Raw genomic sequence first — 13,306 nt, forward strand, 5'->3', positions numbered from 1 at the left:
TGCACGGGGATCATCGGACGCAATGGACTGGGCAAGACGACGCTGCTGCGGATGCTGATGGGGCAGCAGGCACCGAACGAGGGGAAGGTCACGATTGGCAAGCGCACGGTGTTTAACTATGTGGATCAGCAGCGACTGCTGCTGAACCCGGAGAACAGCGTGATGGAAGAAGTCGCGGGGCCGATGTCTGAGTTTGTGCAGTTTGGGCCGGAGAAGATGCATGTGCGCACTTACCTGCGGCGATTCCTTTTCACGGATGAACGTGTGACGATGCGGGTGAAGGAGCTGAGCGGTGGCGAGCAGAGCCGGGTGCTGCTGGCGAAGATTTTGCGCCGGGGTGGGAACTTCCTCATTTTAGATGAGCCGACGAATGATCTGGATCTGCAGACGATGCGGGTGCTGGAGGAGGCGATTCTTTCCTTCAAGGGCTGCGTGCTGGTGGTGAGCCATGACCGGTACTTCCTGGACCGTGTGTGCGACCGGCTGATCGCCTTTGAGGGCCAGGGGCGCATCCATGAGTGCGCGGGGAACTACAGCTATTACCAAGAAAAGCGGGCGGCGAAAGCGGCTGCGGAGCTGGCGCTGGTGAATGCGGCGGTGAAGAAGGAGAAGACGGTGGCAGCGAATGCGCCGAAGCCGAAGAAGATGTCGCAGAAGGAGCAGCGTGAGCTGGCGGAGTGTGAGGCTGCCATCACGAGTCTGGAGAGCGAGATCGCGGCGATGGAGGGGGAGCTGAGCAACCCGGAGACGTTTGTGAAACTGGGGGCGGGGACGAATGAGTTCATCGCGAAGCTCGATGCGAAGAAGCATGAGCTGGAAGGGAAGTTTTCGCGATGGGCGGAGCTGGAGGAGGTACGGGTGGCGTGTGCGTCATACTGAAAATGGATTCAAATACAGTGTTTTTAAAATCACGATGGATTTTAGCCCTGATAAAAAACCCAGTAAAGAAACTCGGTATAGGGATCATCTCCAATTTCTTCGACAAAGTTTTTCAGAATATCCTTCGGGATATTAAGCTGACTTACGACAGCTTCAAATTTGGCTTGGGCCGGGCCCTTGATATCCGCTGTTAATGCTCTCATGTCGCGCAACAACCCCATGACCTCATAACTACTGCGTAGAGATGTTTTCCTGAAGTCCTGAAATTTTTCGAGGACGTATATGTATAGGAGTGCTTGGCTCACGCAGTCCGTCAAAAAAGTAAATCCTAAGTTGGTGCGAATTGCCAATTTAACAGGATCGGCATAAGCCAATTGCAAAGGAGTAGAAATTTCTTCAGCAGCCAAGCGAGCTGCTATCCGCTTGTCTATGCCATCGAGTTTGAGTAATTCGCTATCTCCACTTTCTGGGACTGCCTCCTGTCCCAAAGCTTTCGCTCCCAACCGCTGTGAGAAGCTAATGATCGTGCTCATTGGAAATGCTCCGAGCAGAAAGGCGACTGGCGCAGCAATATCGGTTTTAACAGCACTAGTGAGCGCATATCCAGTAGGAATAGCAATCGCGAGCCTGAAAGCATACCAAAGAATATCCGCTGGCGAAAGCGATGAGGCATTCCAACGTGAAATGAGATCGTATACAAGATACATGTAAGCACCCATGATAGCCGCCACTGCCAACTCAGGCAGGTGCCCTCCCTGCGTTGAATTGCCAGCTAACCAATCCAAAACAGATAGTGCACTCCAATTAATAAGCACCAGTGCCACAGCTCCCAGGAGCACGGTTGGCATGATAAAATGACGCTTACCGAATTGTCCGTCATAGTATTCTTCGAAAGCACCCAACGCTGGCTTGCTTGGGTTCTTCAGTTTTCCACTTTTTAGATGCTCATCGAATGTTCCTGGTTGGTACTGCCTAAAATAAAGCTCTATCGACTTCGCGTTGAGTGCAGCTAAGACTTCATTGCGCCTACCTTTTAATCCTCCCAGGATATAAACTGAGAGAGGAGCCATTATCAGAGCAAAAAGCAATAGCTCGGCGCAAACTACATAGGCATTCATAGTGTTCAGTGGGCGGTTTTTCACTGAACGCTAGTCAATAAACCTTAGTTAAGCAACTTGATCTTCAGATTGCGGTAGTAGACGGGGGCCTGGGCTTTGCCGTGGAGGCCTTGGAGGCCGATGGGGCCGGTGCGGGCGTAGTCTTTGAGGGCTTTTTTGAATTTGTTGGGGGTGCCATCGGGGTTTTTGCCGACTTCGGACCATTTGTCGAGGTCGGCGTTGATGACTTCCTCGCCGTTGAAGACGACGCTGACGAGGGGGCCTTTGCAGGTGATGGTGAAGTGATTCCACTCGCCGACGGGCCTGGCCATGCTTTTGCTGGGGGGCATGGCGTCATAGATGGCGGCGACCATGCCGTATTTGCTGCCGTCTGCGGAGTCGTGGACCTGGATTTCGAGGGCGGAGAGGACGTCTTTGATGTTGCCGGAGCGGAGGAAGATGCCGCTGTTGGATTCCTTTTCGACTTTGAAGTCGAGATCGAGGATGAAGTCGCCGTAGGAGGCCTTGGTCCAGAGGGTGTCGTGGTCTTTGGCGACGAGGATGCCGTCTTTGAGCTCCCATTTGCCGGGGGCGACGGTGTTGGAGAGGTCGGGGGCGAAGAGGTCCTTCCAGCCGGTGGTGTCGGGGGGATCGACGGCCAGGGAGAGGGAGGCGGTGGCGAGAAGGGCTAGGAGGGTGAGTTTCATGGGTGGTGAGTGGTAACGTGGAGGGGATGAGGAAGATTCCAAGTCGTGGGTGGAAAGTTTGGCTTTGCGCTGCCCGACTACGGGGTCTGCCGCCTTGTTTAGGTGGATTCGGCGCGAAACTGTTCGGGGTGATGGATTTATAGGATTGCTTTTTTCTCCGGCTTGGCCAATTCTCCATAAAATAACCCGCCAGCACTCACATTATCCGTTCCATGAAATCCGCTCACTCCTTGGTCATCCTCTCGGTTCTTGCTGCTTTGTCTCTTACTTCCTGTGGTCATGACTGGAGCTGGGGTAGTGGTGGCTACAGGCGCGTCGCCCCGGGAGGCACTTACTACGGCAGCAACTTCAACGGAGCGCCGAGCTTCGGCGGACACGGCGGTGGCTATGGCAATGGCTACAGCGTCTGGCCACAGCCGACGATCAACTACGGTGAGAACTTCGCGAATGAAGACGATCCGAACAATGTGGGCAACAGCTGGGACCACGGTGGCTATGCGCTGCCGTCAACGAGAACGACCGTCGTTACCACCCGACAGGAAACGTACGACACCGTCCGCACCTCCGGCAAATAAGCCCTTTCCGTCAAAGGTGATGGTGGTCTGGAGCGGCAGAATGCCTCCAGAGGAAAAGGATTTGACTGAGCCGCCGCTGGCGTCCCAGAGGCGTGCCTGATTGTCGCGACCGGCACTGAGGAGTTCTCCTTGGGGGCCGAATGCGACGGCCAGTACGCCATTGGGGACCTTGCCATAAGAGCCCTGCGGGCGCTCTGGAGGATGGGCATTGGTTTTGGTGATGGCGGGCCAGCCGTCTTTGGCGTCCCACCAGATGAGGAGGCCGTCTTCGCCGCCACTGGCGAGCATTTTACTGTCGCTGCGCCAGGCGAGGGAACGAACGGAGGCTTTGTGCTCGGAAAGGGAGAGGAGGATACCGCCGCCGGTGGGGTCCCAGAGATGGATGCCGCCGGCACGGTCTGAGCTGGCGAGTTTTTTGCCGTCGGGACTGAAGGCGAGAGCGGTGATCCAGTCGGTGTGCTTGGTGAGCTTGTGGCGGAGTTTGCCATCGGCGGTGCTGTAGATTTTGACGACTTTGCCGGAGCCACCAAGGGCGACGAGCTGCTGATCGGGGCTCAAGTCTGCGGCGAGGACGGCGTCGGTTTCATCGCCGATGGTGGTGAGGCGTTTGCCGGTTTTGACGTCGAAGAGTACGACGCTGCCTGACTGGACGGGTTTGCCACCGGCGACCATGAGGACGCGGCCATCGGCGCTGAAGCGGATGACGTTGGGCTGGCCTTCGGGAAAGGCGAGGGCGCCGAGGGGCTGCTGGGTGGTGGCGTCCAGAAGACGCACATGCTCGTGACCAGCGACGGCGATGAGCGGGGCGCGCGGGCTGGCGGCCATGGCGATGATGGGGAGCGGGCGTTTCAGCGCGGGGGGCGTGAAGGGTGGCAGGGACTCGGGCATCGGCGGGGGGCCGTCGAGTTTGAGGTCGGTGGTGGGCGTGAAGGTGGTGTCGCGTTCGGCGACGAGGGATTTGCTGGCGGAGGATTCGCGGAGGCCGCCTTGGATCCACTGGCGGATGAGCTCGATCTGCGGGGCGGGAATGGCGGCTTTTTTGGGCGGCATGCGCTCGGCGTCTTCTTCAGCGGTGATGGCGGTGAAGAGGAGGCTTTGACTGGCGCGGCCGGCGATGACGGCTTTGTCGCCGCTGCCGCCTTTGAGGACGGCGGTGAAGTTGGCGAGGTTGAGATCGGCTTTTTGCTCGTCGTCGCCGTGGCATTTGAGGCAGTGCTCGCGGAAGATGGGCTTGATGTGCTCGTCGTAGGTGATGACGGGATCGGCGGCGAGCGCGGAGGTGATTAGAGCGGGAAGGAGGAGAAGGAGGCGCATGTTTTTCGCAAGAGAATGGAGAGCAAGGGAATGGGTCCGGAGGATTCTATTTCTGGATGGAATGGCGCTTGGTCACGGGCGTGGGTTTGGAAGCGTTGGAATACGCTGGCGGCGGCGGTGGTGCGTTGAGGACGCTGCTGGTGTGCGCGGCGTGTGAAGAAGGCGCTGGGTTTGCTACCCGGTCGGTGGGTGCCATACCCAGGGTCGCCTCGCTGAGGCTCGGCTGACCCTGGGCTGAATTACGCAGCCCCTTCAGGGCTGGTGTGTAGCGGAGCTTTTCGAGGACGCTGCTAGGGAGCGCAGTGTGAAGCGTTGCGCAGGGTTTGCTTAACGGAAACGGGCGTGGGTACCAGTGTAGCCTCGCCAAGGCTCGGCAACCCTTCGCTATGACGCGCAGCCCCTTTGGGGCTGGCCATGCGGATGGCATGGTTTTTGGAGGCAGACTCCGCATGGATCAATGATTGAAGATGAACTCGGTGGAGTTGAGGAGGCTCCAGAAGATGTCCTGGTAGGGTTTGCGGTCTTTGGTGTCGCTGCCGACGAGTTCGAGGAGGGCTTTGAGTTCTTCGGGCTTGGGTTTGCGACTGAGGGAGCGGAGGTAGAGATTTTCGATGATGGTTTCGGGTGGGGTGCCGGCTTTGAGGTGTTTTTCGATGACGTGCCCTGCCCCGACCTGGCTTTGGACGGTGTCGCCAGCGACCATGTGGAGGGTTTGTGAGAGGGTGGGTTCGAGCTTGGTGTCGCAGGCGCAGACGCTGGCGCGTCCGGCGCGGCCGAAGGTTTCGAAGAAGGGATCTCCGGTCATCGCGTGGGTGGTGTCGCCAGGGGTGCGAGGGTAGTGCTGGACGGCCTTGGTGCCTTTCGGGAAATAGACGAAGCCGCGTTCGCCATCGGTGGCTTTGACGATGGCATCGAGCAGGACATCGGCGCGCAGACGGCGGAGCTGGGCGCGGGAGAACTGGCGGGTGTCGTCGGCGTTGGTTTTATTTGGTTGTGCGGAGAGCTGGTAGGTGCGGGAGGTGGTGATGTCGCGAATGAAGGCGCGGAGATTGAACTTGGAGTCGGCAAGGTGCTGGGCGAGGGCATCAAGCAAGGGACCGTTGGTGGGAGGGTTGCTCACGCGCATGTCATCGAGAGGCTCGACGAGGCCGCGGCCCATGAAGTGGGCCCAGATGCGGTTGGCGAGGTTGCGGGTGAAGAGCTCGTTTTTCGGTGAGGTGAGCCAGGCGGCGAGGGCCTGACGTGGGTCTTTGCCCTTCGGCACGCTGCTTTCGCCGCCGAGAACGGTGGGGAGCATGGGGCGCTCATCGACGAGGTGTTTGGCGGGCGCGGCGGAGAGGTCGTTGAAGACGTAGAACTCGCGCGGCTCGACGCCGAGCTTGCGCTGGATGCCGGTGAAGAAGCTGACCCAGCCGTAGTAGTCGTCCATGGTCCAGCGATCGAAGGGATGGTTGTGGCATTCGGCGCACTGGATGCGCACGCCGGTGAAGAGCTGGGAGAAATCGGCGGCGAGGTTCTTGGGCGTGACGCGGACATCATGCACGAGCATGGTGTAGAGATTGGCGGGGCCGCTGTTGATGTTGCTGCCGGTGCCGGTGATTTGGTCGGCCACGAATTCATTGAGCGGACGGTTCTGTGCCATCTGATCATGGATCCATTCGTAGTAGACGTCGGCGGCTTTGACATCGGTGGCGGATGGTGCGTAGCCACCGCCTTTGACGCGGAGCATTTCGGCCCAGAGATCGGTCCAGAGATCGGTGAAGCCGTCGCTTTTCAGGAGGCGGTCGATGAGGACGGCGCGCTTGTCTTTGGCGGTGTCCGCTATGAACTCCTGGTAGTCTTTGGTGGTGGGGAGTGCGCCGCTGAGGTCGATGAAGATGCGGCGGAGGAAGGTTTCGTCGTCGCAGAGTTCGGAGGGGAGGAGGCGGAGCTTTTGCAGGCGGTCGTGGATGATTTCGTCGATGTAGTTGTTCGCGACGGGATTGGTCCATTGGTAGTTTTTGTCCTGAGGTAGGACGATGACTTCGGAGCCGATGGTGAAGCGATTGAAGCGGGCGAAGACGTGGGTGTCGCCACGGCCGGTGGCGGAGACGAGGCCGTTTTTGTCGATCTTGGCGGTGGAGGGATTGTTGGTGGCGAAGAGGGCGAGGTCGGTGACATCGCGCTTCGTGCCGTCCGAGTAGCGGGCGGTGACGGTGGTCTTCTGGGTTCCTTTGCCGCCCTCGAAGACGATGCGCTCGGGTGCGAGGGTGATTTCGACAGGCTGGGGGACGGATGCGGCGTCGTCGGGGGTGCCGGCTGCGATCCATTTTAGCAGGGTCTGGTAGTATTTGGTATCGGGCTTGAAGAGCTCGCCGCCGGTATGGGGGACTTTGCCGATGGCCTTGAGGAGCATGAGGCTTTGCTCGGGGGCGGCGAGATTCACGCGACGGCCGACCATTTCCTGGGTGATGCGGTAGTAGTCGCCCTTGGCATCGTAGCCGAAGAGGGAGAGCATGAAGCCGTCCTTGCCGCGAGCGGAGCCGTGGCAGGTGCCTTGGTTGCAGCCTGAGCGGAAGAGGATGGGCATGACATCGCGGCGGAAGCTGGGGGCTTCGGAGGCTATGACCTGCAGAGGTAATAGCAGGGCGAGGAAGAGGGTTTTCATTTTGGCAAAGGAATGAAGGAGCAAGGGAATGTTCCGGAGACTGAATTAATGGCTTTACTGGAGGAGAGTGGTCAGGGTGATGTCCTGGTGATTGAAGTTGATCCAGTGGAGGCACTTCAGAGGTAATGAGGCGAGAAGGCGCTGGAGGTGGGGGCGCTGTTGCTCGATGTAGGTTGTGTAGGAACTGACATGGAAGGCAGTGTGTCCGGCGAGCATTGGCAGTGTATGGGTGCCGAGTTCGATGTCGTTGCTGGTGACAGCGAGCCGGGTTTCGGGAGCGGTGAGAAGGCATGACAGGGCCTCCCGATAGAGACTGGCTTCGAGGAAGCCGCCGAGATCATCAACAAGGCAGGTGAGATGGTCTCTGAGAAGACGGCATTTTGCCGAAAGAGGCTGCCAGCCGTTTGTCGTGATCTTACATGCGTGACGCTGAGCTTTTGTGACCGGAGCCATGCGTAGTTTTCCATTTACTTTGTGATCGCTGAAGTTGAGCAGTTTGATGCAGCGAATGCCGAGGCACATGGCGTAGTTGAACACTTGGGCGTCATGCGCGGGGATAAAGTGTTCAACCGTCTTCAGTTCATAGACGGCATCGCTCGCCACCAAGTCGAGGCGATATTCCTTGGTGAATGAACCATGAGTTACTCGAAGCGGCACTTGGGTCATGACGTTCTTCATTCCAGCGGCGCGCAATCGGCTGGCCAACTCATTTTCATACACATGTTCATCGCACAGCCGTCCAAGATTGTTCTGAGTGGCGTAGGCGCACTTCATGACGAGTTCATCGCGCTCTATGAACTCATCCCGAGTCAGATTGGCGATGGGCATGGCGCAGTGGATCGGCATCAGTCGAAAGTAAAAAATTCAGTCATTCCATTGCTCCTTTATTCCTTTGCCGAAAAGAAGGCGTTCATTTCAGGGCTGATTTTTGCAGGGCGGGGTCGACGCGGAGGATGGCTTTGCCGGTGCGCTGGCGGATTTGCTGGTTGCGTTCGGTGACGGTGATTTCGCAGCTCAGTTCTTTGTACTGGCCGAGGAGGGCTTCGGTGGTGGCGGAGATTTCGAAGGTGAGGTGTTTGTCGCCGGACTTGAGCTTGGGGGTGTTGATGACGGTGACACCTTTGGGGAGGCCGAGGAGGGTGGCGGTGGCTTCGCCTTCGAAGGGTTTTTTGTGTTCGATGTCCCAGATGACCTGGGCTTTTTCGCCGCGACGGACGGCGGTGGGATTGCTCTTCAGGGCGATGTAGGGCTGGGCGATGGTGATGTCGATGAAGGCGCTGGAGGCGCGGATTCGACCCGCGCCGAGGTAATAGGAGCCGCCTGCGGTGGAGGCGGTCATGGCGAGGCGATACGTGCCGGGCACGGCTGAAGTGCTGGCGCTGAGGCGGAGGGTGCCTTCGTTTTTACCTGCGGGGATGGTGAGTGTGGGCTCGCCTTCGACACCGGGGGGAACCCAGTCGAACTGATGCTCGATGGCTTCATCAAAGCCGGGCTTGCGGGTGATTTTGACCGGCAGCGTGAGTTCACCGTTTTGGGAAAGCGGGATGGTCGGCTGTTCGACATCGATTTGATAAGGGGCCGGTTCGGTGACTGCAAAGGCGTAGTCATTGACGACGAAGGAATGCCAGGCGTGACCACCGCTGTGGCCGAGGAAGGGAAAGGACTGCTGGGAGCGGCTGAGCAGCGGCGTGCCATCGGTGGCTTTGCAGGTGATGGAGATGAGTGCGGTCTGTGGCTTTGTCCCGGCGTCCGCAATGAACTGTACCGGCACCTGACGCTGACCGGCGAGCAGACGCGGAGCGATCATGCGCACGCCTTTGGGCAAGCCATGCACGACAAGGTCGAGCTCGCCTTTGTAGCGAGTGCCGGGGGCATCAATGAGGTTCACGTTCACCGTCCAGCGGCCGCCCTGTGGCACGGCGATGCTGGTGAGACGTGGACATTCGACCATGTCGATGACACGAGCCTGGATGAAAGTGTTGATCTCATCGCGGACGGGTTCGACTTCGATGCGGTAAACGGAAGTGGGATCGCCGAGGCTGCGCATGTCGGTGATGTTGATGAGGTAATCGCCATCGGTTTTTGGTTCCCAAATCACAGCCGGGTCCATGAGTTCCTTGCGCTGAATCTGACGGGACATGGCCCAGAGATCGCGATCAGGGAGCGTTGAGTCATCAGCGGTGATGTCATCGGTTTCGGCGTCGGCTTTGCGAATGGTGAGGCGTGGATCGAGAGGTGTGCCGAACGACCGTGCAAACACGCGGACGCGCCAGCGATCACCGGCTTTGGCTTTGACGCGGAAGGTGTCGGCATCATTTGCGGCTTCAATGCGGCCATTCAGAGCGGCAGGAAGGGCGCTGGCGGTGGTTGACTCGGCCTCTTTGGTTTCGAGCACATTGGGGAACTCGCTCACACGCATCATCAGCGGCGAGGGCATGGTGTCGTTGAAGGCGAAGTCGCCGGTTTGTGCGGGGAGCGTGACGTGGATGGCTTCATCTCCTGCGGGATCGCCGAGAAGAGTGGCAGCAAGTTTTTCGCCTTTCATGCCACCGGCGGGATACACGGCCAGGGGACGGTGATTTGAGCCGATGTGCGCGAGGTAGTAGCAGTTGCCGCCCGAATTGAAGACGCGCTGTTTGACCTCAATGCGGTATTCGCCATCGGCGGGGAGAATGGTGCTGAGCACGGGGTCTTGCAGGTGCAGGGCGCTGTCGTCATTGCGGGCGAGTTCTTTGCCGGTCGGATCCAGAATGCGCGCAGTGAGATCGAACTCGGACCCGGCGTAAAATTTTTCGGTGAGCCACACGGAATCGACTTCCACGGAAAGGTGCTCGCCTTTGCGACCAGTGACGCGGTAGGTATCGACATCGCCGACTTGATTTGTGTCCATGCGGCCGAGCACTGCGCTGTTCATCGGCACGGGCTGGTCTTCCTGCGCTTCTTTGACGATGGGAAAGCGCGTCACCGCGAAGGTGCTGAGCGTGGTGAGCTCGGTGGCGGTGCGCAGCTTGAACGGGTGAAGACCGAGCGGGCAGTCGGCGTCGATCTGAAGCTTTGCCTGCACGCTGTCCTCAATGAAACCGCCGTGGATGGTGCTGCGTGGCTGCGGCAGCGAGGGCAGGCTTTTGAGTTCGATGCAGCGGATGCCGGGACGATAGAAGAGGATCTCCCGTGCCTCTTTGATGAAGGCACCTTCAATGGTGACTTCAACCGTGGTGCCGCGCTGGCCTGCGCGGGGCGTGACATACTCGATGTGATGTACCATGGGGCCTGCGAATGCCGAAGTGAGCAGGCATGCTGAACCCAGGAGGGCGGTGAAAAGTCGCATGGCGATTAGGAGATGATGCCTTTGACGACTTTGCCGTCTTTGACGATTTCGATGGGGCGGGTGCCGCCGAAGGCCATGAGCTCTTCGTTGGAGTCGATGCCGAGCTGGTTGTAAACGGTGGCGAGGAAGTCTTCGAGTTTCACTTCATCGCGGGCTGGTTCGGCGGAGGTGGCGTCGGAGGCGCCGTAGATCTGACCTCGGGTGATGCCGCCGCCGGCGAGGAGCATGGAGTAGACGCGGGCCCAGTGGTCGCGGCCGTTGCTCATGTTGACCTTGGGTGTGCGGCCGAACTCGGTGGTGACCATGACGAGGGTGCTGTCGAGCATGCCGCGCTGATCGAGATCGGTGATGAGGCCGGAGATGGCGTGATCGAGCGCGGGCATGAATTCGGTGCAGGTGCCTTTGATGTCCACGTGGGAATCCCAGGAGCCGTAGTTTACGCTGACGAAACGGACGCCGGATTCGACGAGTCGGCGGGCGAGGAGAAGGCGCTCGCCAACGGCGGCGGGGGCGCGTTGTTTTAGTTCGTAGTTGCGGCCGTAGAGATCGCGCATGGCATCGTTTTCATCGGCGAGGGAGAAGGCTTTGCGTGCGGCGTCCGAGGTGAGGAGGGAGTAGGCGCTTTTGTAGAAGTCATCCATGGTGTTCACCTTGTCGATGTCGGCGTCGAGTTTGCGGAGCTGGCCTTCGACGATGTCGCGCGCGGCTTTGCGGCGTTCGAACTGCTGCATGGAGACGCCATCGGGGATGCTGAAGTCGCGAACTTTGAACTCGCCTCTGGCGCCGGGGTCGGCATTGAGCTGGAAGGGGCCATATTTGCTGCTGAGGAAACCGGTGCCGCCCTCAAAGCCGCGCATGGAAGGGATGGCGACGTAGGGCGGCATGCCTTTGCGCACGCCCATGAGATGGGAGACGACGCTGCCCATCTGCGGGTAGTCGATGACTGTGGTGGGGGTGTAGCCGGTGTAGAGGTGGTAGGTGGCCTGCTGGTGATCGGGGATTTTGCCGGTGACGGAGCGGACGATGGTGAGTTTGTCGGCGATCTTGGAGAGGCGGGTGAAGTTCTCGCTGAAGACTTCGCCGGTGTTGGTCTTGGCCACACCGAAGGCACCGCGATATTCGGTGGGGGCTTCGGGCTTGGGGTCCCAGGATTCCTGCTGGGCCATGCCGCCGGGCAGGTGCAGATGGATGATGCTCTTGGCTTTGCCTTCCTTGAAGAAGCCGGGCTCGACGGTGGCGCGGGCTTCGTGCTTGAGGAGATCGGCCATGCTGAGGCCAAGGGCGCTGCAGAAGCCGATGCGCATGGCTTCGCGGCGGTGGAGATTCATCTGGCGGAAGCCGGAGCAGCCGGAGGGGGCGGGGAGTTTCATGAGGCTGGTGACGGGGATTGCGGGGAAAGGTGTGGTTGAGTTTACTGATTGAAACGGGGGTTCCTTGCGGGACCCCGAGAACTCGGGGGGGGGGGAGCTATGATGCGTGTGAGAGGTTTGGTTTTTGGCAAAGGAATGAAGGAGCAAGGGAATGGGGAGAGAGTTGATGGATCAGCTCTGGGTGGTGGTGAGCGTTGAGTTGAGGTCCATGGAAGGTGAACGTGATGCTGGCATGCCTCCGGCATGCGACCTTGAGGGGCGTGAGGGTGGGAAGTGAGGGTGGGAAGCTTTCCAGGGGGCATTCGCCCCCTGGCTACCTTCTGTGATCCTTTCAGGATCAGGCGAAGCATAGACCGTATTTGTCCGATTGATGTCTTCCACCTGCTGCGACCATGTGAGCTTTGCAAAGGCGGGCGGAGCGTTTCATAGTGGGGGATGAATTTGAATCTTGAAGGGCAGTCGGTTGCTGTGTTTGGAGCGGCGCGTGGTATTGGCCGGGCGATTGCGGATGGGTTTTTGGCGGAGGGGTGCGCGGTGCGGGGATTTGACCGGGAGAAGGCGGCGGATTTTGTCACTGCGGGGGATGTGGCGAGCTATGAGGCGGTGAAGAGTTTTGCGGGTGAGTTTGAGAGGGTGAACCACGTGGTGTTTTGCGTGGGCATTGGGTCGGGGAAGTTTGGTTTTCCGTTTTGGAATTTGGAGCCGGGCGACTGGGCGCGGGTGCTGGAGGTGAACCTGATCGGCGCGGTGAATGTGGCGCATGCGTTTGCGCCGAGGCTGATCGAGAGCGGGGGTGGATCGATGCTGTTTTTGGTTTCGGTGGCGGGGCAGATGGGATCGCAGACGGATCCGCCGTACAGTGCGTCGAAGGCGGCGCTGATTAACTTTACGCAGTGCGCGGCGAAGGATCTGGGGCCGCACAATGTGCGGGTGAATGCGCTGGCACCGGGGATGGTGAAGACGGAGCTGAATCAGTCGATCTGGGCAGCGGGGCAGAAGAAGCTGCCGGAGGACAAGCGGCAGAGCTTTGATGACTGGGCGGCGGAGAAGATCAAGAAGGTGTCCCACCTGGGCCGCTGGCAGATGCCGGACGAGTATGCGGCGATGGCGACGTTTCTGGCGTCAGATCATGCGAAGAACATCACCGGGCAGACGATCAACATTGATGGGGGGCAGGTGATGCATTCGTGAGGGGGGCGTCAGGCGCGTGGGCGGTGCCGGCAGAGATTGTAAACTGGGAACTGAAAACTGAGAATTGTAAACACAGTCGTCCCATAGGCCGTGCCGAATGAGTGGCAATCCTTGAAGTAACAAGGGGGACAGGCTGGAAAGTGGCGGAGGTCGAGTTGAGATTTTGGCGCGTTTGCCTGGCAAATCAGGCCGATGCTG

Annotated in this window: 10 protein-coding genes; 3 read left to right on the plus strand and 7 right to left on the minus strand. The window is 59.3% G+C overall.

Annotation, left to right across the window (positions count from 1 at the left end; translation table 11 throughout):
• The coding region (locus tag WAW39_RS07220) for an ATP-binding cassette domain-containing protein (protein WP_422317261.1) at positions 1 to 879 on the plus strand (879 nt) is incomplete at its 5' end.
• 41 nt (positions 880 to 920) lie between these two features.
• Here the strand turns inward: WAW39_RS07220 and WAW39_RS07225 are convergent.
• Both WAW39_RS07225 and WAW39_RS07230 read right to left on the minus strand, forming a co-directional pair.
• A complete protein-coding gene (locus WAW39_RS07225; protein WP_422317263.1) occupies positions 921 to 1,997 on the minus strand; it encodes a hypothetical protein in 1,077 nt (358 codons plus the stop codon).
• A gap of 44 nt (positions 1,998 to 2,041) precedes the next feature.
• Positions 2,042 to 2,683 carry a 3-keto-disaccharide hydrolase gene (locus WAW39_RS07230; protein WP_422317265.1) on the minus strand — a complete coding sequence of 214 codons (642 nt, stop codon included), beginning with the start codon at positions 2,681 to 2,683 and terminating at the stop codon, positions 2,042 to 2,044.
• A 212-nt stretch (positions 2,684 to 2,895) separates the two neighbouring features.
• Between WAW39_RS07230 and WAW39_RS07235 the strand changes: the two genes are divergently transcribed.
• Entirely contained in the window at positions 2,896 to 3,258 is a 363-nt protein-coding gene (locus WAW39_RS07235) for a hypothetical protein (protein ID WP_422317267.1), read from the plus strand.
• Here the strand turns inward: WAW39_RS07235 and WAW39_RS07240 are convergent.
• The 5 genes from WAW39_RS07240 to WAW39_RS07260 all read right to left on the minus strand — a co-directional run bounded on the left by WAW39_RS07240 (position 3,190) and on the right by WAW39_RS07260 (position 11,917).
• Positions 3,190 to 4,572, minus strand: coding sequence for a WD40 repeat domain-containing protein (locus WAW39_RS07240; RefSeq protein ID WP_422317269.1), 1,383 nt, complete (start codon positions 4,570 to 4,572; stop codon positions 3,190 to 3,192). The two genes, WAW39_RS07235 and WAW39_RS07240, sit on opposite strands and share 69 nt — an antisense overlap.
• A gap of 454 nt (positions 4,573 to 5,026) precedes the next feature.
• Positions 5,027 to 7,219, minus strand: a complete 2,193-nt coding sequence (locus WAW39_RS07245; protein WP_422317271.1) for a DUF1549 domain-containing protein — start codon at positions 7,217 to 7,219, stop codon at positions 5,027 to 5,029.
• A 54-nt stretch (positions 7,220 to 7,273) separates the two neighbouring features.
• Positions 7,274 to 8,065, minus strand: coding sequence for a GxxExxY protein (locus WAW39_RS07250; RefSeq protein WP_422317273.1), 792 nt, complete (start codon positions 8,063 to 8,065; stop codon positions 7,274 to 7,276).
• A gap of 64 nt (positions 8,066 to 8,129) precedes the next feature.
• Positions 8,130 to 10,547, minus strand: a complete 2,418-nt coding sequence (locus WAW39_RS07255) for a serine protease (RefSeq protein ID WP_422317275.1) — start codon at positions 10,545 to 10,547, stop codon at positions 8,130 to 8,132.
• A 5-nt stretch (positions 10,548 to 10,552) separates the two neighbouring features.
• Positions 10,553 to 11,917: a DUF1501 domain-containing protein gene (locus tag WAW39_RS07260; protein ID WP_422317277.1), complete on the minus strand. Its 1,365-nt coding sequence runs from the start codon at positions 11,915 to 11,917 to the stop codon at positions 10,553 to 10,555.
• A 435-nt stretch (positions 11,918 to 12,352) separates the two neighbouring features.
• Between WAW39_RS07260 and WAW39_RS07265 the strand changes: the two genes are divergently transcribed.
• Positions 12,353 to 13,108: an SDR family NAD(P)-dependent oxidoreductase gene (locus tag WAW39_RS07265; protein ID WP_422317279.1), complete on the plus strand. Its 756-nt coding sequence runs from the start codon at positions 12,353 to 12,355 to the stop codon at positions 13,106 to 13,108.
• Positions 13,109 to 13,306 lie beyond the last annotated feature (198 nt).

The organism is Prosthecobacter sp., assembly GCF_049294395.1.
In the GTDB taxonomy this organism is placed as follows: Bacteria; Verrucomicrobiota; Verrucomicrobiia; order Verrucomicrobiales; family Verrucomicrobiaceae; genus Prosthecobacter.

Excerpts from the sequence above, each read along its gene's own strand:
- WAW39_RS07225 (WP_422317263.1), bottom strand. The coding sequence starts at position 1,997 with ATGAATGCCTATGTAGTTTGCGCCGAGCTATTGCTTTTTGCTCTGATA.
- WAW39_RS07230 (WP_422317265.1), bottom strand. The coding sequence starts at position 2,683 with ATGAAACTCACCCTCCTAGCCCTTCTCGCCACCGCCTCCCTCTCCCTG.
- WAW39_RS07235 (WP_422317267.1), top strand. The coding sequence starts at position 2,896 with ATGAAATCCGCTCACTCCTTGGTCATCCTCTCGGTTCTTGCTGCTTTG.
- WAW39_RS07240 (WP_422317269.1), bottom strand. The coding sequence starts at position 4,572 with ATGCGCCTCCTTCTCCTCCTTCCCGCTCTAATCACCTCCGCGCTCGCC.
- WAW39_RS07245 (WP_422317271.1), bottom strand. The coding sequence starts at position 7,219 with ATGAAAACCCTCTTCCTCGCCCTGCTATTACCTCTGCAGGTCATAGCC.
- WAW39_RS07250 (WP_422317273.1), bottom strand. The coding sequence starts at position 8,065 with ATGCCGATCCACTGCGCCATGCCCATCGCCAATCTGACTCGGGATGAG.
- WAW39_RS07255 (WP_422317275.1), bottom strand. The coding sequence starts at position 10,547 with ATGCGACTTTTCACCGCCCTCCTGGGTTCAGCATGCCTGCTCACTTCG.
- WAW39_RS07260 (WP_422317277.1), bottom strand. The coding sequence starts at position 11,917 with ATGAAACTCCCCGCCCCCTCCGGCTGCTCCGGCTTCCGCCAGATGAAT.
- WAW39_RS07265 (WP_422317279.1), top strand. The coding sequence starts at position 12,353 with ATGAATTTGAATCTTGAAGGGCAGTCGGTTGCTGTGTTTGGAGCGGCG.